Below are 18,521 nucleotides of genomic sequence, written 5' to 3' on the forward strand. Positions count from 1 at the left end.
GTGGCAGAGTTAGTCTCGAAAACCCAGGAGGCTGCACTAAGTGGAAAGTACGAACTCTCAAGACGACGGCCCACTTTGATACCACCGCCCGGCATCCGGACTGGCTAGGCTCTGACAGTCCGGCCGTTCAAAAGCTGGCTCCGCAGCTGCCTGGCTGAGGTCACGTGGCAAGGTTTAACACAGCTGACTTCATTCATGACCCATCGATCTTGGTTCCTTTTTTCATAGCAATTCGACAGTACATCGATGCAATCGCTAGACAAAATCGACCAGTCGGAAGGTACATCATCGCGGCGGCAGGAGTAAATTAAAACGAATTAATGGTTGTGTCTGTCTGATCTTGTTACATATGCTGCGCAGGTCCTGACTGCGACGAAAGCGGCGACTGCACAGGAATTCGCTTTTCGGCGGCCGCAGCTTCGATTTCACTGTTGATTTCGGCCCCCAGGAGCAGCATAAACCCGGTGAGGTAGAACCAGGTGAGCAGGACGATGACCGCTCCGAGCGATCCATAAGTTATGGAAAAGTTATTGAAGAAGTATAGGTAGGCGCGCAGACCGAGGGAAGCCAAAAGCCAACCTACTATCCCTACAGCTCCTCCCGGAGTGAGCCAATGCCAGTGACGAGTCTTCAAGTCGGGAGCCCAGTAATAGATCACGGCAAATGAGAGGGCTAACAAAGCGGAAGCAAGAGACCAACCTAAAAGTCTCGTGAAGACGGCTGCGATGATCGCTAGAAATCGATTGTAAGGATGTTGAAGAGTTAAGGTGGCAAAATAATCGCCGCCAAGCAGGCAGACCAGGATAAGTGTGAAGATGATGGAGAGGATGATGGTGAGAGCGATCGCATATATGCGCGCTCTGAAATAAGATCGGGTGTCCTCAACTTTATAGACAACATTCAGCGTGTCCTGGATGGCGGAGATGCCGACAGAGGCAGACCAGATTGCAGCGATAAGACCAAATGTCATCTTGCCTGATGTGACTGCAGCGGTGGTCTCGTTGAAGGTCGCGAGCACGGTTCCCAGAGCTGCGGTCGGAATCACGAGTGCAAGGTAATTAAGTAGCTTCGTGTAGATCTGGTTAGCAGAACGGGCAGCAATACCGAGGATAGAACTGGCGCTCAACAGTGTAGGAAAGAGAGCGAAAAGGAAGTAGAAGCCAAGTTCGGCGGCGTGGCCGAATAGCCTGTCGGCCATCACAGATTTCCATGTTCGTTGTGCGATTACACGAACAGAGATTCCCCGAAGGTTCCAGAGTGATGAAAGAGGCGAGCAGGAGACAATCTCCCAGATGCGCTTCTGCCGCTGGCTGGTAGACGTGTTCGGAAGATGATCGGCACGGATGATTTGGGGGGCCTTAGATTGCCGTATTTGCGCACGATCGAACTGTCGGTATGGATGCTCAATCCAACCCAACTGGTGGTCTGACCGAGGATTGTCCGGTTCAGTTTCTTGATCTGTCCTTCGAGCGTCCCAAGACAGAAACGGGCGGCTAAGCAGCCCGTTCAGCTGTGCGAAATCAGCTATTTCTTTGCTTTCTCCTGGGATTTCTTATGTGCTGCATTCGTCAGTTCGTGCGCCTTCGTAGAATGTTCATGCGCCTTCTGCGAATGCTGATGTCCCTCATCGTGACTGCCCTTTTCGTAGAGTTCGGCAGCATTGCGATGCGATTTCGCTGCATTTTCGTGATGTTCCGCGGCTTGCTTATGTTCCTCGTGTGCCATAAATCTCCTTTATCGTGCGTATAATCGTCACTTATGTCATAGGAGTAGGAACGCGGACGCGCGGTTGCCGCCGGCTCAGGAATAGTTACCGTTTCGAACATATCCATTGGATCCAGGCAGCTAAAGTCTTTCCGCTCCACGTCCAGCGCACTGCGTGCCAGCCGCATGAATACCGCTCCGGCGAGCGTGCCTTGAAGCGGTGACCCCTGCGCCGCAAGCCCCAATTCCGGTTGATTTATGCTCGCGCGTTTGTTCCATAGGCCAGGGAAGCGTACCAATCCCCCCGGCCCTGAGGCGTGAGATCCATAAAGTGCCACACCGGCGCGAGCAAGTCGATGCCGCGCTCCTTGATTTCTGGCGCCATTCTCGGATGCGTAGTATAGAAATGCCGGACGGTATTGCCGGCATCTTTCGTGAAGACAGAGACGGCGGAATCCTGTTCGCCGCTGGCGTCTTCGCTGCCGAGATCGCACTTGAATGTATTCGATCCCGTGCTGAGCAAACGTACATCACTCCAGCCGCGTGCGCGTGCGTGATCGCGCAACGCTTGCGGATCCGCTGCCGCGACAACGGCAAAATCGATGTTCTGAGCGATTGCTGCGTCACACCATTGGCTCCGTCGATCCACATCGTGCACATCGGGCACGGCTTGACCTGTTTCTTGCCGTACATCAAGTGATAGATCACCAGGGGACGGCCCGCCGTCGTGAAAAGTTCGCTGAGCTTTACGGTGTGTATGGGCTCGTCGCCCTCGTCGAGGGCGATCGGCCCCTCGAGAAATTCGTAATCCTGCAAAGCTGGGCCTAGAGGTAACGCGCGCCTCAGCGCTGCCACTCTTTCGCAGTGCTGCATGAGTTCAATCTCCGCCAGGCGCAGCTCTTCGCGTTTTGCAAGATATTCTTCGGACTCACTCGTAAGATTCGTCTGCCGGTAGGTTCCGCTCTGGAATTCGTGGGTCATGTCGTACCTCCTAAGCCAGCCGGCACGCGCTCGCCCGGCAAATCTCATTGATTGGATGCGTGCACCGATATCGAACGATCATGACAGGAGTGCCTCACTCACCTTTCGATATCGAGACGAAGACAGCGTCTCCGAGGACAAATTATTTACTGCGAGTGATTACTGCGCGGAGCGGGAGGCTCTATCAGCCAATCGAAATCTGTAGATGTCCTGCGAAAACCTTTACGGCCTTTTATTGCGTGTCGCGCACATCTAAGATCCTTTGATCTACATCTACGCTAGACACCGGTATGAGTGTGCAGACGAAAGCAAGAAGGGAACTAATGCTTCCAAGGGAATTCTGCATACCGGGCGCGTGATCTGGCTTCGCGGCGACGCGGCGGAAGGGATTCTCAGCAACAAGTTTCAGCCTATGCGGACGGGATAGGAATGGTCCTCCTGGATTGACGCTTCATAAAACGCATAAAGTAAACCGATTAGGATGGTTGCCATAAGAAGCGCCACTGGCAAATCCTTTCGAGTGCTTATCATAGTCCAGCGTTCCATGGTCGGTGATGCTCAGTCAGGCCAATCGGCAGCATTATCCGTATATCCTCTGGAATGCCGCAAGTATGCCAACTTCCGTCACACTAGGGACTGATGCTCGGACTGATTTCGTTAGCGGAAACGCGCCGCAATCGTGGCATTATGGAACGTTAAATTTCGCGCCGACAACTATGCCGTCGCCCGTCGTCATAATGTCAATCTTGGAGATGTTGATTGCTTCACCATCTCTTCGTTTTATGGCGAACTTTGTAACCGTCTTCGTGCAGACGGATGAGCGAGCCTCACCATTCTCGCCAACGAAAAACGGTGCTGTCCCCTTCCCGCTCATGCAAAACATAATACTTACTGGACCGTGAAAATCGTCTGGTACAACCACTTTTGGATCGGCGACACAAGAAGCTCCAATCACCATTCCCAGAGTCACAAATCCGAAAGTCCACAGTCGATGTTTTAGGGTCATCCCGCGTTGATAATAGCAGACTTAGCCCGCAAGCAGTCTTATATTTAAGCGCGGAAGAACGGAGGGTCGAATTACAAATTACTTGTCACGCTTACTGATGAGTTTTGCTTCGAACCAAGGTATTCATATTGATTCGACTGACTAGCTATACTCAGATGGAACATAAATTGTTCAGGAATTCACTCTGGGGCGAGTACATTCCCAGAGATGGCAGGGTTGGGGCTCGTGCTATCGAAGGAACTTTCCGGTAAACAAAATCACTGGCTCTTCGCTAACGGAACTATGGCAGAAACCATCCTTGCGTTCGATTGGTCTTCTACTCAACTGGGTTCGATGGGGACGTGGGAGCCACGTCTTCGTTTTGCTCTCGATTCGATGCTTGGCTGCGCCTTCCCAGCGACCCTGCAATGGGGCAAGGAGCTAATACTCTTTTACAACGATGCCTATATAGAACTGATAGGTGACCACCATCCAGCAGCTCTTGGAAGGCCGATCCTCGATGTGTTTCCGGAGATTGGGGAAATCTACGAGCCGATGGCCAGGCGAGTGCTGGCCGGCGAAAGTATTGTGCTCAAAGACCAACGCTATCGCTACATACGACATGGTCGTCCAGAGGATCGCTGGTTCAACCTGTCGTACAGCCCCATCCATGCCGAAAAGGGGGCGGTTGTAGGCATCTTTGCCGTAGGCTTGGATACGACGCCAAGCGTGATTGCCGAGCACGCGCGATCCGAGGCCGAAGCCCGCTTGAAGCGGGTGCTGGAGACGGACGCGGTGGGTGTCATATTCTTCGACTACACAGGAAGAGTCGTCGAGGCGAACGATGTTTTCCTCCGCATGGTTGGCTACACTCGGGAGGAAATCTCCACTCAGAAAATCACATGGCGGACATTCACTCCTCCCGAGTGGGTCCAGATCAGTGAACAGCAGATGCAGAATTTCGCGAAGACGGGACGCATCGGACCGTACGAAAAAGAATACTTCCTAAAGGACGGAACGAGACGGTGGATGCTGTTTGCCGGCCGGGACCTTGGAGACGGAACCATCGCAGAATACTGCATAGACATCAGCGAGCGAAGGCGAGCTGAGGAGGCATCGCGTGCTAGCGAACAGCGCTTCCGGGCGCTAGTGCAAGCCACTGCGGATGTGGTGTATCAAATGAGTTCGGACTGGACAGAGATGCGACAGCTCCGTGGGCACGATTTTCTCGCAGACACTGCAGAGCCAGACCGGAACTGGTTACAGAAATATATCCATCCGGAAGATCATGCGCGGGTCCATGCCGCTGTTGAGGAAGCTATCCGCACAGAGGCCATCTTCCAATTGGAGCACCGCGTGGTGCAAGCTGATGGTTCGTTTGGGTGGACCGCTTCCCGCGCCGTTCCGCTAAGGAATGATAAGGGTGAAATTACAAGTTGGTTTGGCACGGCCAGCGATATTAGCCTGCGCAAGCGCACCGAAGAGGCCCTATTACGCAGTGAAAAGCTGGCCATGCTGGGACGCTTAGCTGCCACGATCGCGCATGAGATCAACAATCCACTGGAAGCAACAATCAACCTGCTTTATCTCATACAAACCAGCCATGGCCTTCCTGAAGACGTGCTCCAGAATGCCAGAGCCGCGGACGCGGAGTTGAAGAGAGTCGCACATATCACTCGACAGTCTCTTGGCTTCTACAGAGAGTCGAGCGGCCCTGTTTTTGTTTCTCTCTCCGAATTACTGGATTCCTCCATTGATCTACTGAAAGCTAAAATCACGATGAAGAACGCCATCATAAGCAGGGAGTGGAGCGGCGAACTCGTAGTCCGCGCGGTATCCGGCGAACTTCGCCAAGTCTTCTCCAACCTTATTGCCAACGCCATCGACGCAATGGAGCCCGGAGGACGCCTTCGGATTCGAGGGTCGGTACGCCAGTGTGTAAATTCCTCAACGGGACGATGCGTCCGCGTAACATTCGCTGACAGTGGACGCGGCATCAGCCCCGAATTTCGTACCTTAATTTTCGATCCATTTTTCAGTACCAAAGGGAGCTTCGGTACTGGTCTTGGTCTTTGGGTGACGAAACAACTCGTTGTAAAACATGGCGGAAGCATCCAAATGCGGAGCCGTTGTAACGCTACCCGATCCGGTACAGTGTTTAGCGTGATACTTCTCGAAGATTATGCGTCAGCTTGAACGTGGCGTCGCGCTGAATGCTGGATTCCCATTACGGCGGATATCGAATCCGGCTGCGGGCTGTGCTTCCTGCCGCAGAAAAACAAGCAAAACTGAGCGATTCCGACGTAGTGGCAGCTACGCGTAAATGCACCCGACGATCAAGACTCCTCCATTGAGAGGTCCTGATCGAAATGCTCGAAGACACCTTTTGGAGTGACCCTTGACAAAAACGAATCACGAGCACCACTAAACGGTGCCGCAATCTTTCCTCCTAGGAAAGGAACACTGCTCAAGGGCACGCTGAGTGTATGTATAAAATTCCGACGTGTCACATGTGTTGACCATGTGCCCTCTTACTTCAACATGCTGATCTGGAAAGTGACCTTTCCGATCAGGAACCGTCATTGCTCTCGTTACGCAAGAGAAACCCATTGATGCTGTACATCGTACAGTTCGCTCGTATGCGGATGTGAGTCGCCCCTATTTCCTTGGGGCACCCAAATGCTTTTGTTCCCAGAAATCACGTAAGGATAAGTATTATCTGGGTATTGGATTTCACCAAGATCTCAGTATGTACTCTTGCGGACTCGTGTTTAACTGACTGCCGTTAGCGTATAGAACGGATTGCGCCGAATCTTTGATTGAGTACCGAGTTTCGTGGAAATGCCGTACTTTGTCTGACTGTCAAACTAAGATTTATTGCATTTGCTTTGGTTGGATATCCTTTATGCTGTTTGACGGGACAAAGTAAGCCAATGGCTTGCATAGCTAAATCTTTCTGTGACATCCGAATCGTAGTCAATGGTGGATGCGCGTGGCGCGCCAGATAGACGTCGCCAAAGCCAATAATTGAAATGTCACCTGGCACTTCCAAATTCTTGGCTTCTATCGCTCGAAGCATCTTCAATGCCACAACATCGTTGGAGCAGACTATCGCCGTAAGAATGGTATCTCGCTCCAGTAGGTTTTCAAGAACTCTCAAGTCGTCACAATCATCTCTCACGATCCGGTTAGGGCGAACCTCTAATCCAATCTTGTTCATGGCGGCTAAAAAAGACGACGATGAAATCTCTGGAAAAGTGCTGTTAGGGTGCCCGCCTACAAAGGCTATTTCCCGATGGCCAAGAACTGCGAAATGCTGCACGGACCGGTCGGCAGCGTCCTTCAGGTCCAGGCAGATTGCATCAATTTGCGGATTCGTTTGCCTTGGTTGCAGAAGAATGAGTCGAATACCGTGCCGAAGAAAAGGATCAATGGGTAGCTGTTCGATGCTGTTGGTTAAGACCGCTACGCCCTCTACTCCGCGTTGGATCATCTGACGGATAAGGATGTCTGTTCCTCTGCTGGTCGCGTTTACCGTGCCAATGAGGAGATCGTAGCCATTTAAGAAGGCTGCATCTTCGAAGTGATGCATCAGATGAATGAAACTTGAACCGATCGATTCCGATATTATGAGCCCAAGCAGCTTACTGCGAGCAGAACTTAGCGACCGGGCATGGGAGTTTTGAACATAATCCAGTTTTTCGATTGCCCGCCAAACGCGCTTTCTCAATTTTGGAGAAACGCTTTCCTTACCATTAATGGTCCGCGAAACCGTTGCAGTCGAAACGCGTGCAGCCTTCGCCACGGAATGAATATCCACTCCATCCTTATTGAGACTGCGCTGTCTTGCCATCTTCGCTCCAAGTAAATGCAATGGTGTTTGCGAGGTAGACTGATTCAGTTCTGTGATCTTCTGGCGCGTTTGTGACCAAAAAATGAGGCGAATTCGGGAAGGAAAGTTATCATTAAATTCCTCCGCCTGAATTCGCCTCTGGGAGAGGTCAGAATTCGACTCTGAGAGTTAATTGCCCGTTTCGCGGACTGTTGTTTGTAGAACCCACTATGCCAAAGCCGCTATCGTACGGATTCCCATCCGGATTCCCAAAAACATGTCGATTAAAAGCGTTGAAGAACTCTGCGCGAAACTGAAGACCTATCCTTTCTGTAATCGGCGTTCTCTTGATGAGCCCGAAGTCTTCCTCCATGTAAGGAAAACTTCTATCATTTGATTGATACGCAGGCTTATTCCCAAAGCTGTAAGGAAGGCCAGAGGCAGCGGTCACATTGGCATTAGGATCGCTGAAAGCTGCCGGGTTGTACCAGATATTCTGACCTGGCACCGCGGGATTGAACGACTTGTTGCGACGAGCCGCTGACTGGATTTGCTGGCCAGCTACAAGATTCCAACGAATACAGTTGCTGAATCCTGGCACACCAGTTGCGCAACCAAAACCCAAAGGCTGTCCACTCTGGTAACGCTGAATGCCCGTGACGGACCATCCGCCGACAAAGTAATTCAGAACGTGGTTCTGGCTGAGAAAGGCCTTATTCTTTCCGAACGGCAAATCGTAAAGGTAGCTGACTACAAATATATGGGGCGTGTCCTCAGGCGAAACCCGCTTTCTCCGCCTTGAGATTGAATGGATTCTGGATATTGGCCGTATAAGCGCCGCCCAAGCTCCCTCCGATGATATTCCCGGTATCAGTGAGGATCTTTGACCAGGTATAAGATGCCAACAGATTCAGACCGTTATGGAAGCGCCGTTCAAGTTTGGCGGTCATCGCGTTATAGCTCAATTGGCCAAGGTTCTCGCCGTATGCTGCCGTATTGATGAAGGAATATTGGGGATAGGGTCGTAGGGACTGAGCGACAGTTCCAGTGAAGCCAGGATAAGGCAGGTTAGTGGCTTGATCGTTCAGCTTTGCACCCAAATTGAAATTGGAGGGATTGATGTTATTGACTGACAGCAGGTTTGATCCAAGGTGGGTACCACGAGAACCCAGATAACCAAGTGTAAGGATTAGGTCAGTTGCTACCTGCTGTTGCACGGTGGCACTCCAGGTTTGGTAGAAGCCAGGACGACCGAAGCCTCGCTGATTCCAGGGGATTGACTGATTGTTTAGTTGGGTTCGATCAAAGTTGACGGAGTTGCCCGTTGCGGGAACGCCGTACTGGCCAGGATTGACGATGCCTGGGCTGACCGTAGAAGAGGGATCAAGTAATTCAGCAGCGCCAAAAGGATTGGAAACGTTATTCAGTTGGCCGGTCAGCGAATACCCAGCTGGTATTCCGGCATAAATCTGCTGCCACTCGAAGATTCCGGCGTTAAGAACGTTGTATGTGGCCGAGAATACGCTCTTGTGGTCAAGCGATGACGGCGACCAGGTGAAGCCGACGCGCGGCTCAATATTCTTGTAATAAACGTTTACCCATCGGGAACTGAACCCGTCACGACCCGGTCCGCTGCCCGAGAAAACCAGCGCGCCATCGATTCCTGTGGCTGGATTGATGAAGTTTGGGTCAAATTGAGATCCGATGTTGTGTCCTTCTTTGAAAGGCAAATCGACATCGTAGCGAAGGCCAAGGGACAAATTCAGGTCGCGGTTGTATTTGAATTCGTCTTGAATATAGGTCGCATAATACTGGCCGACATTCCTTACCGTGACAAGGCTGTTCGTGCCATAGACATTCGCAACCTGGCCTAGAAGGAAGCTGGCAACGCCATTGCCGCTGGCCGACGAGGTACCCACGGTCGCAGCAGTCTGTTCTCTGCCGAAGGAGAAATTGCCGTTTGTCAGACTCACGAAACCCGATATAGACAACTCATATCGGTATTCGCCACCAATCGCGAAGTTGTGGCGACCTTTCGTCCAGGAGACACTGTCTCCGAAGTAATAAGAGTTATCAGAGATCTTGGAATTGTAGCCCTGGTTTGAGAGCGGCTCTATATTTCCGAAGCTTACCGTGCTGCCCTCGCTAATGCCGATACCAGGAAAAAGCGGACCGCTGCCTCCTGGAACTCCCAGCGTAGTCGGCCAGTCTTTTCCCTGCGTCGCAGTAATGAAGGCTTCCTTATTCAGCACCCGTGTATAGCCTATGAGCATGTGATTAAGGAGCCTGGGCGAGAAGATGTGATCATATCCGATGCGGACGATGTGTGTTGGCAGGTCTTGAAAGGTCAGAAAGCTGCTGAGCGGCAACTGCAGCAGACCTCCGATGTTATTGTTGCGCACATTATCGCGGACGTTGTATGAACCGAACACTTTGTTGTTCTGGCCAAAGGATTGATCGATACGGATGGTTTCTGCGGTGCTGATAATCGGATAACTTCCGGTGAAGTTGTAGTTATTTGTTAGATTGCCATTCGATGGTTTCGGAATATATTGCGAAATAGACTGGGCGACAGTGCTCAGCGGTCCCGTGATGACGTTGCCCGGATATGCGGTGCGGCATTGGGTGCCATCAGGCAAGGTGCGAGTCGTTGCCGGATTGAAAATCTGGCCCTGGTAAATTGTCGATCCGTCGCACGGGTTAATGCCGAGGGAGACGGTTGTCAGATTCTGGCTGAAATCGCCCGCAAGATTGGCTTGAGTAGGAATGGTGATCAGGTTCTGATAGCCCTGGTTTTGGCGGAACTGCTCCCATGCGAAGAAAAAGAACGTCTTGTTGCGTCCGTCATAGACTTTAGGTATCCAGATCGGACCACCAAGCAGAACTCCATAGTTGTTCTTCTTGTCTGCCGGAGTTTCGTTGCCAGCATTCGGTCCATTTTGGGCGCGGCTTAAGTTGTTGAACCAGGTGTTCGCGTCTAACGCCGTGTTACGAAAAAGTTCGAATGCCCCGCCATGAAAATCGTTCGTGCCCGACTTTGAGGAATAGCTTTGGACGCCCCCAGTAGTTCTGCCATACTGCGCGGGAATGCCGCCGACAAGCACTTTGAATTCGCCGGTAGCTTCAACGGACGGCAAAATTTCGTTAGCGAAACCATCACCAAAGCTCTCGACTTGAAGGCTCGCACCATCGAAAAGGATTTCGCTCCCGAACGCCTGGCCGCCAGAGACGCCACCTTCGAAGGTGCCCCCGTTTGTCCCCGTGCCATAGGTGGCGGGCGTCAGGAAAACAAAATCCTGCGAGTTACGAATGGCTGCACCGTTAGTTGACAGAGGAAGATCGAGCACCTGTCTTGGCGTGACGACAGTGCCGACATCCGAACTCTCAGTCTGCAACTGTGGTGCGTTCGCATTCACTTCGACAGTTTCAGTCGAGGAGCCGACCGTGAGCTGGATGTCGAGAGAGGTCGTGGATTGGATCTGGATGGCGACACCGGTCCGCTGCACGCTTTTAAAGCCAGGCGCCGCAGCAGTGATGTCATAGGATCCGACCACAAGCACTGGAAAGCGGTAATTGCCTGTCGGTGAGGCTGTTGTCTTGGAAGATTGACCGGTTGCGGCATTCGCTGCCGTCACGACCGCGTCGGCGACTGCATTGCCGGCAGGATCAGTTACTGTACCCGCCAATGCTCCCTCATTTGATTGTGCGTGGATCCGGCCTGGGGCTATGCCTAATGCCAAAAAAGCGGCGAATCTGAGAAAACGTTTGCTCATTCGAGCCGTACCTCCCGTGAAATTAGAGCTCTCGGCCGGAATCTTCTCGCTGAGATTCTAAGAAGATCTCAGTTCTCGATAACTTTATTGTTAACTTAACCGAAAGCTGGATCAGAATAAGTCGCAATCCATAGCCTGTCAAGGTCATTTTGCGGCTGATTTCACAATCCCCCTTTGGACGCCCTGATCGGATTCTCTAACGTGCCCCTAGGTTGCGTTGGCACGACAGGCCTCAAGTTCTTGAGACAATTCTCCGTGGCGGCAATTTTCTGCGATCGAAACATAGGCCAACATCGGGCTCAGCATCTATCGTTCCATCCGATCAGAGCAAATTCAGCACCTTTACTCGTGCCTGGTACTTCTTCCTGTCTGTGCGATATGCAGATCCTTGGCATCCGCTGTATATTTCGCTCATGGCGACTCGCATGAAAGACATTGCCAACGATCTCGGGCTGTCCGTGGTGACTATATCCAAAGTCCTTCGAAATCATCCGGATGTCGGCGAAGAGACAAGAGAACGCGTTCTCCGGCGTGTCAAGGAACTGAATTATCAACCGAACATTCTGGCGAGAAGCCTTGTGACGGGCCGCAGCTATCTCGTAGGCCTTGTTGTCCCTGACCTTCTCCACCCATTTTTCGCCGAAGTGGCCAAAGCATTGTCAACCGCAATTCAGAGCAAGGGATACTCACTCATTGTTTCCTCCTCAGAAGAAGATCCGGAGTTGGAACAGCGGGAAATTCGACAACTGCAGGCCCGCAGGCTCGACGCTATGGTGATCGCCTCGACTCGGACCGGTATCGCGGATTTCGATCAACTGCAAAAAGAGGAGGTGTTTGTCTTGATTGATCGCGACCTCCCCGGCCTTGCCGCAAACTATATTGGAATCGACGATGAAGCGGCGGGTCGAATTGCAACAAAACACCTGATTGACATCGGTTGCCGTCGTATTGCGCATATACGGGGACGCGAGAATAGTACCGGAGTTCGCCGCTTTGACGGATATCGCAAAACTCTCATTGCAAATGGACTGGAATACCGCGACGAGTACGTCATCGCTCGCAGCCGTGTGGATACTCAAAGCCTGGAACAGGGCGCAGAGGCTATGCGGCTTTTGCTGCACCGTAATCCGCGCCCGGACGGTGTCTTCTGCTACAACGATCCGCTCGCAATTGGTGCGATCCGATCCATCATGGACGCTGGACTAAGAATTCCCGAAGACATCGCTCTCATCGGTTGTGGCAACCTGCATTACGATGACTGTCTGCGTGTGCCGCTTTCAAGCATTGATCAACATAGCCAACAGATAGGCCAACGAGCGGCAGAATTGGTGTTGTCTCTGATTGAAGCCAAACAGAGGCCGCTCCCGCGCAGTTATATCCTAAATCCGGAGTTAGTGGTGCGCGCTTCCACTCGGCGGCTATAGGAATTTGCTATTTAAAAAGAGTTCCGAAGATCTTGATTTTCCGGTCTGCCTGACCTCCACGGTACAAGAACTTCCGAATCCAAGCCTGACCGTATTCTCCGAAACAACTCCGGCTCCGGATCTCTTGTTGCGGCAGCCAGATTTGCTTCAACCTCCGCAGCAGTAGACATACCTACGAGCGTGGTAGAGATGAGACGATGCGCCAGGCAGAATTGCAGCGCCAAGGCAGCAATATCGACTCCGTAGGTCTGCGTGCCCGGCAACGCACGTGAGTTGGTGATTGATACTCCTGAACCGTTTTGCAGGGCAATTGCCGCACCGCTGGCAGACTGTGCCTGACGTCCCTGAAAGCTGTCGATGGTGAGATCGTGGAAGTCTTCGACTCGGATGCCCTCGGAAAAGTAGTAGGGGACTGAATCAGCCCAATCGACTTGAACATCGCGCAGCCTTAGTCCGTTCACCAGCTTTGCATAGAAAGCGGGAACGTCGCTTTTGACGATGCCATCACGCGGAGTGAGAGCGGTCCAGCGCAGATCAAGATTGCCACCGATAGATTCGCTAAGCGACGGATCGGGAACGAGCATATGGATTTGGACTCCGCGGAATTCGACTCCGGTGATGGGTGTGCCTTTGCCGCCCCATAGGAGCACTCCGTTTTCTGTTTCGGCGGTAATGTTATTGAAAACTACGTTGCGCACGCGAACTCCGCACGGAAGGCTGGAGGCACATGGCTGCACTGCAATGTATATTGGCTCGGCCTTGCCCCACCAGCCGCCAGGAATGAGATGTGTCCTGATGACGATATTGGAGAATGTAATGTCTTCGGTAGGCCTGCTTTCCTGGCCTACATATCCGTTGGCAAATATGGCTATACCTCGATTCGTGTCCATACTGAGGCCGGTAAAGGTGCTCAGTTTCGTACTCTCCAGGCGAATGGCTGCCGACCGTGAGGAGATAGAGCAGTTGCTCACATTCACATGCTCGCTGCCTACGATGGCAAAGCCGTCATCGCCGGTATCGATATTGCAGTTGGAAATCCGTACGTGCTGGCACTTCATGCAGTCGATGCCGTCGTTGTTGGGAATCCTGGGATCGTTGAGGATCTGAATATCGGAGATCGCCGCGCCTTCTACATCCTGCAGGTGGAGCGTCCAATTCGGGGCTGACCGGAGCGTGATGCCATGCAGCATCACGTTCGCGCAATGGAAGAACACCATCATGGTTCCAGGGCGATGGTCTGGTTCGACGGGGCCGTATTCCATGCTGCTCATCGCAGCTTGAAACTTCGCCGGATTGCGTACGTACTGCTCCTCATAATCATTGCCTCCATGGGACATGCGCAGCGCCATGAAACTGTCGCCCTGACCATCGATTTCTCCTTGTCCATCAATGGAAATGTCTTCTGCATCCTTAGCTATGAGCATACCTAGCAATGTACCTTCGCCCGTAATATCGACCCCATAATTGCGAGCGAATCCGAAAGGTGGGCTAGGCAGGTAATCATTGATGTTATGGCTTCCCACTAGTGCGGCTCCGCTATCGAGCAGTAGATGAGTGTGGCTGTAGAGCTGCACCGTGCCAATAACGTATCGGCCGGCTGGAAAGTACACTGTGCCGCCCCCATTCTTCACACAGGCAGCAATAGCAGCAGAAACAGCCGTCGTATCGAGCGTGAGGCCGTCACCTTTCGCGCCAAAACTTCTGATGTTATAAAACTGTGCGGGCTGCGCAGATACACAGGTTGGCAATAAAAGAAAGATCAGCGCAAACAACAATTTCTTCAAAAGAAATTCCTCGTAAAATGCTCGACTCTTTATATTCTTATTTGCGCGCCACGCCAGTAATAGCTGTGTGGAAGAGCGCAGTCTCAGGCACTAGCCGCATTGACAATTCCGGTCCTTGCCAGAGCAGAAATGGATGATCCGAAGCGACGTCCGCATTCTCTATTTCTGGTTCCCGCATGATTTGAATGCGATGAAGCCCACGAGCAAGCGCTAGGCTCAAACGCACAGGCTGCACAGCATTCCCAGGTGAACCGCAGACCTGCGGACGCAGTACAGGGCTGTGAGCGCGCACACCATCGATCATGAGCGACGCTGTAGTGCTCGTCAGAAGAGTAAACGCGTATCCACCATCTGCAGGGACACGGATAAAACCTTCAACGCTTTTCTTATTCCCATCGACCGGTATCAGGCCCTGCTGAAGACTTCTATCGCCGTTCTCCTGTGCTGCGCGCAATGAATCGGAAATCACAACTATCTGCGAATACCATGCTTCTCTACCGATGCCATCGCTGCTATAAAGCAGTATGCGGAAGCTCCCACTGCCCTCGAGCAAGGTACCGTCTGCATCTGGAAAAGCATGTTTCACAGTCTGGCCTTCAGCTGTCGTTCCATCGCCAAACAACCATCGATAATGCAGATTGGACAGCCCACTGGCAGTGAACGTAATTTCCATGCCGGGACGCAGAAGCCCTGGCGTATAAGAAAATCCGATATCGAGATCATTCTTCTCGTACTGCGGGCTTTTCGCATCGTTCAGGACTTCGAGCGGCAATTCGCTGTCCTGATCTACTTCGCCCTGTCCCAGATTTACTCCCTGCAATGAAACTCCGGCAACATCCCCCTTCAAAGCTGACGGAACCATCCCTGGACCATTCATTGCCCAGATATGCGTGAAGGTCACGTCTCGGATTTTCGGGTTCGGCTGACGAAGCTGTGCCAGCGAATACCAATCTTCCAAACGGATGTTGTCGAAGTGGTAGCCAGAATGACTGCCTTTACCGCCAGGATCAGCCCATATTTCAAAGAGCGCAAACGGAATTCCGCAGCCTCCAAAGCCTGCATGAATCACATCCGAATTCCGCAGCGTAAAATTATGGCTGTCGAAAATTTTCCTCGGCCACCCCACTCGGACGACATTTGAAATGCTGGTAGAGAGAATGCTGTTGTCGATGGTGATGTTGCTAACCTCGTGGCCGGGTGTGGTCAGTGCTGCCTCGCTATAACCATCCCAGTTGCCATACATCGCGAAGATGTCGTCTGACGCTCGAAAGAATGAGTCTTGCACCAGCGTGTCGCCGCCACCCAGCCAGTCCATGCCGTCCTGGTTTGCGTTGCCGGGACAGTTGCCGATAATCTTCACATTGCGAAACGTGATCTGGCGCGAGTCTCGCATCTGAACCATCCATGTGCGGCTGCGCACAATGCCGGTAATACCCTCGATATCAATGTTGCGCGCATTGTCCATCACAATGACGTGCCAGTTCGGCTTGTGCATCCAGCCTTCATCGTGACTCGGGTTCTGAGGGCCATCGTAAATGATTGTGCCGCGTCCAGAGACATGCACATCGTGTACCTGCCAGATATTGAGTGAGCCGAAGATGACTGCTCCCGCCGCGAGGTAAATATTGTCGCCACTATGAGCGTCGATGTTTTCGCGGTGCACTCCCGGCCCGTAATAGCGCACATTTGAAGTCGCAGCAGTAATACCGGAGCGGTCAGCCGCATTGGCAAAGAGGAATAGCATCTCCGAGTCGCCGAAGTGCTCTCCCGGACGCGTAATGGATAGCTTCGTGGGTCCGTCAAGCGGGAATGTAATCGATGCTCCTTCGCGATGCGGGCGAATGCCGAGCCGCATTGGCTGAACTTCGACACCCGCGTCCCAGTAGTGTGTATCGCTCGCTGTCACCGTGATCTGTGCAGGACCGTCCAGATCGAAATTCAAAAGGTAGTAGCCGCCCGCTGCGTGCATCACCGGCGAATGGCTCGCGTTGACACTCACGATAAAGTGATTGGAGCTTACTTCTGCCGGAATTGGTGCAATCTTAGCATCCAATGCAGCGTAGGCGCGGAGGACAGGTACGTAAGCCAGCAACATACAACATAGACATAGCTGTCGAAATCTTTGGCGAGAAACAAAGCTGAATGGAAACAACAAACGAGAGGTTCGGGCGAACAATCGTGTAGCCTTCCTTATTATTGGAGATTCATTGGTTGGTTCTCTGCGGGTTTAAAGCTGTTGTCTCACGAATAGCAATCGTAGCGCTGACCAGCCGTGCATTGGCAAGAGCCTGTGCTTCGACAGTCGCCTTCTGAGCGCGAGCCGTATCGCCGCTCTTTCGATAAAGACGTGAAAGCTGGTAGTGGAGACTGCCATCTTTGTCGCTTGGAAGCGCCAGTTCCAATTGCTGAATAGCTGATGAAGTCTTTCCTTCCGCCGCATCTACGCGGCCCAGCAATCCATGTACTTGTGGTAACAAATCAGCTGGCGCGTCGAGGCATTTTTCCAGATATGATTTAGCCTCTGTATATTGATGGCTGGCTACTAAGGCCTCCGACATCATCAGATTCAGTTGTAAATCCTGTGGACGATCAGCGAGAGCAGCCTGTGCCAGCAATACAGCCTGTTCAGGATGCCCCTCTGACAACTGGATCGCAGCCATCCCCAATTGCGCCGCAGGATCATGTGAGTCGATGGCGAGTGCCTTAGCATACTCACTCATCGCGTTGTCAGGCTGGCATTGATGGCGGTAGAGATCGCCCACCATGTCGTAGGTTGCAGGTGAATGGGGCGCAAGATCTTCGAAATGAGAAAGCGCTGCGATTGCGCGGCGCTCATTCGCTTTTATCGACCAATAGAGAGCTTCAGAATTGTGGGCAGATTGCCGAAGTGCTTTTTCCGCCTGTAACGCGCTGCGTTCATAATCATTTGCCCAATAAGCGCATGAGACTGCTTGCGCTCAACACTCAGATCGTTCTCTCTCAGATATTTCTCCACAAATGGAAGCGCTATATGCGATGCTTCTTTACTCGTTACGAATGCTGTGTCCGCTGTCCAACTAAGGCCTGCAAGAGGACGCGTAACTACTCCGAAATCCAAGGGAGCAAGCTGGTCAATCAGCGCCAACCCGCCTGTCTCCTTAATCATCCATTGCATGTCAGAGGGTGTGGCTGCTGAATTTGCTAGTTCTAGTGAAATTCCCACTTCTGCGAACAGCTCAATCAATCGGACATGGGCAGAAGGATGCAATTCTGGATCGCGAAAGATTCTGATTCGCGGTGCTGCCTGACGGATGTCTACCTGCGTCTGACAGGCGAGATGATCGTCTCTGTGCATACATAGGACGAGCGGAGATTGCGCAACTTGTAATACGTTCCATAGGTCCCTATCTATGGGCATTGGAAGGACGGCGCAATCCAAAGAACCATGATTCAGTCGCTGCGGCGAATGCGTCGTATGCCCGCTCGAGAGTTGAATTCCGCATTCGGGAAAGAGCGCACCGTAGGCGGCGCGAAAAGCCTGAAGGAGAAGGGGATTTACAAAAGGGGAGAATCCGAGCTTGAATGGTGGTACATCTCCATTATGAATCGCGAGGGCAGTGATGACGATCTCACGGCGCTCCGCCAACACTTTTCGGGCCCAGTTAAGAATGAGTTGACCAGCAGGGGTGGGGGAAACTCCATCCCGTCCCCCGCGCACAAAGATCGGAAAACCTATGTCGTCTTCTAGCGCACGGATTTGTTGACTCACAGCAGGCTGCGAACGAAAGACGCGTTCCGCGCCTTTTGTAAAATTCTTCCCCTCGTGAATTGCTACGAGGTACTCAAGATGGCGGAAATCCACTGAATCCGACATAGCATTGATGCTCCGTGGCCAAAATGGCAAGACAGGAACCACATGAAACCGTAGACAGTTCAATCGTTCCTGTTTATGTAGCGAGCGTCAATTAGGAACCTCAGAGTATTCGTGAACATCTGTGTATCCGGAAACCTTTCAGTTCCTGCTTCCGAACGACGTCCATAAATAGAATCTTGGCTCTT

Annotated in this window: 12 protein-coding genes and 1 pseudogene; 2 read left to right on the top strand and 11 right to left on the bottom strand. The window is 52.2% G+C overall.

Annotation, left to right across the window (positions count from 1 at the left end):
• Positions 1 to 343: 343 nt before the first annotated feature.
• The 4 genes and pseudogenes from GSQ86_RS01795 to GSQ86_RS23770 form a co-directional block, all read right to left on the bottom strand.
• Complete coding sequence (locus tag GSQ86_RS01795) at positions 344 to 1,348, bottom strand: YihY/virulence factor BrkB family protein (protein WP_371719990.1); 1,005 nt, start codon at positions 1,346 to 1,348, stop codon at positions 344 to 346.
• 176 nt (positions 1,349 to 1,524) lie between these two features.
• A complete protein-coding gene (locus GSQ86_RS01800; protein WP_158748256.1) occupies positions 1,525 to 1,725 on the bottom strand; it encodes a hypothetical protein in 201 nt (66 codons plus the stop codon).
• Positions 1,726 to 1,960: 235 nt separating this feature from the next.
• On the bottom strand, positions 1,961 to 2,371 hold the full coding sequence (locus GSQ86_RS22915) for a DUF899 family protein (RefSeq protein ID WP_216840969.1): 411 nt from the start codon (positions 2,369 to 2,371) through the stop codon (positions 1,961 to 1,963).
• Positions 2,332 to 2,733 (bottom strand): annotated as a pseudogene (locus tag GSQ86_RS23770) (DUF899 family protein); the annotation flags it as partial. The pseudogene GSQ86_RS23770 and the gene GSQ86_RS22915, both read right to left, overlap by 40 nt.
• 1,240 nt (positions 2,734 to 3,973) lie before the next feature.
• On the opposite strand from GSQ86_RS23770, the gene GSQ86_RS01810 reads away from it, so the two are divergent.
• The gene (locus tag GSQ86_RS01810) at positions 3,974 to 5,866 is read left to right on the top strand and encodes a PAS domain S-box protein (protein ID WP_158748257.1); all 1,893 of its coding nucleotides are present in this window, start codon (positions 3,974 to 3,976) and stop codon (positions 5,864 to 5,866) included.
• 589 nt (positions 5,867 to 6,455) lie between these two features.
• On the opposite strand, the gene GSQ86_RS01815 is transcribed toward GSQ86_RS01810, so the two are convergent.
• From GSQ86_RS01815 to GSQ86_RS01825, 3 genes are all read right to left on the bottom strand, one after another.
• On the bottom strand, positions 6,456 to 7,523 hold the full coding sequence (locus tag GSQ86_RS01815; RefSeq protein WP_158748258.1) for a LacI family DNA-binding transcriptional regulator: 1,068 nt from the start codon (positions 7,521 to 7,523) through the stop codon (positions 6,456 to 6,458).
• A gap of 148 nt (positions 7,524 to 7,671) precedes the next feature.
• A complete protein-coding gene (locus tag GSQ86_RS01820) occupies positions 7,672 to 8,127 on the bottom strand; it encodes a hypothetical protein (protein WP_158748259.1) in 456 nt (151 codons plus the stop codon).
• A 148-nt stretch (positions 8,128 to 8,275) separates the two neighbouring features.
• Positions 8,276 to 11,188 carry a carboxypeptidase-like regulatory domain-containing protein gene (locus GSQ86_RS01825; RefSeq protein ID WP_158748260.1) on the bottom strand — a complete coding sequence of 971 codons (2,913 nt, stop codon included), beginning with the start codon at positions 11,186 to 11,188 and terminating at the stop codon, positions 8,276 to 8,278.
• Positions 11,189 to 11,700: 512 nt separating this feature from the next.
• On the opposite strand from GSQ86_RS01825, the gene GSQ86_RS01830 reads away from it, so the two are divergent.
• Entirely contained in the window at positions 11,701 to 12,699 is a 999-nt protein-coding gene (locus tag GSQ86_RS01830) for a LacI family DNA-binding transcriptional regulator (RefSeq protein WP_254062076.1), read from the top strand.
• A gap of 11 nt (positions 12,700 to 12,710) precedes the next feature.
• Here the strand turns inward: GSQ86_RS01830 and GSQ86_RS01835 are convergent, their stop codons facing one another.
• From GSQ86_RS01835 to GSQ86_RS01850, 4 genes are all read right to left on the bottom strand, one after another.
• Positions 12,711 to 14,483 (bottom strand): glycoside hydrolase family 28 protein, encoded by a 1,773-nt coding sequence (locus tag GSQ86_RS01835; RefSeq protein WP_158748262.1) that lies wholly within the window; start codon positions 14,481 to 14,483, stop codon positions 12,711 to 12,713.
• Between the two features lie 37 nt (positions 14,484 to 14,520).
• Complete coding sequence (locus GSQ86_RS01840; RefSeq protein ID WP_158748263.1) at positions 14,521 to 16,578, bottom strand: PKD domain-containing protein; 2,058 nt, start codon at positions 16,576 to 16,578, stop codon at positions 14,521 to 14,523.
• 109 nt (positions 16,579 to 16,687) lie between these two features.
• On the bottom strand, positions 16,688 to 17,248 hold the full coding sequence (locus GSQ86_RS01845; protein ID WP_158748264.1) for a tetratricopeptide repeat protein: 561 nt from the start codon (positions 17,246 to 17,248) through the stop codon (positions 16,688 to 16,690).
• A 77-nt stretch (positions 17,249 to 17,325) separates the two neighbouring features.
• Entirely contained in the window at positions 17,326 to 18,378 is a 1,053-nt protein-coding gene (locus tag GSQ86_RS01850) for a LysR family transcriptional regulator (protein WP_158748265.1), read from the bottom strand.
• Positions 18,379 to 18,521 lie beyond the last annotated feature (143 nt).

Origin of the sequence: Acidobacterium sp. S8, assembly GCF_009765985.1 — a bacterium.
Classification (GTDB): Bacteria; Acidobacteriota; Terriglobia; order Terriglobales; family Acidobacteriaceae; genus Alloacidobacterium.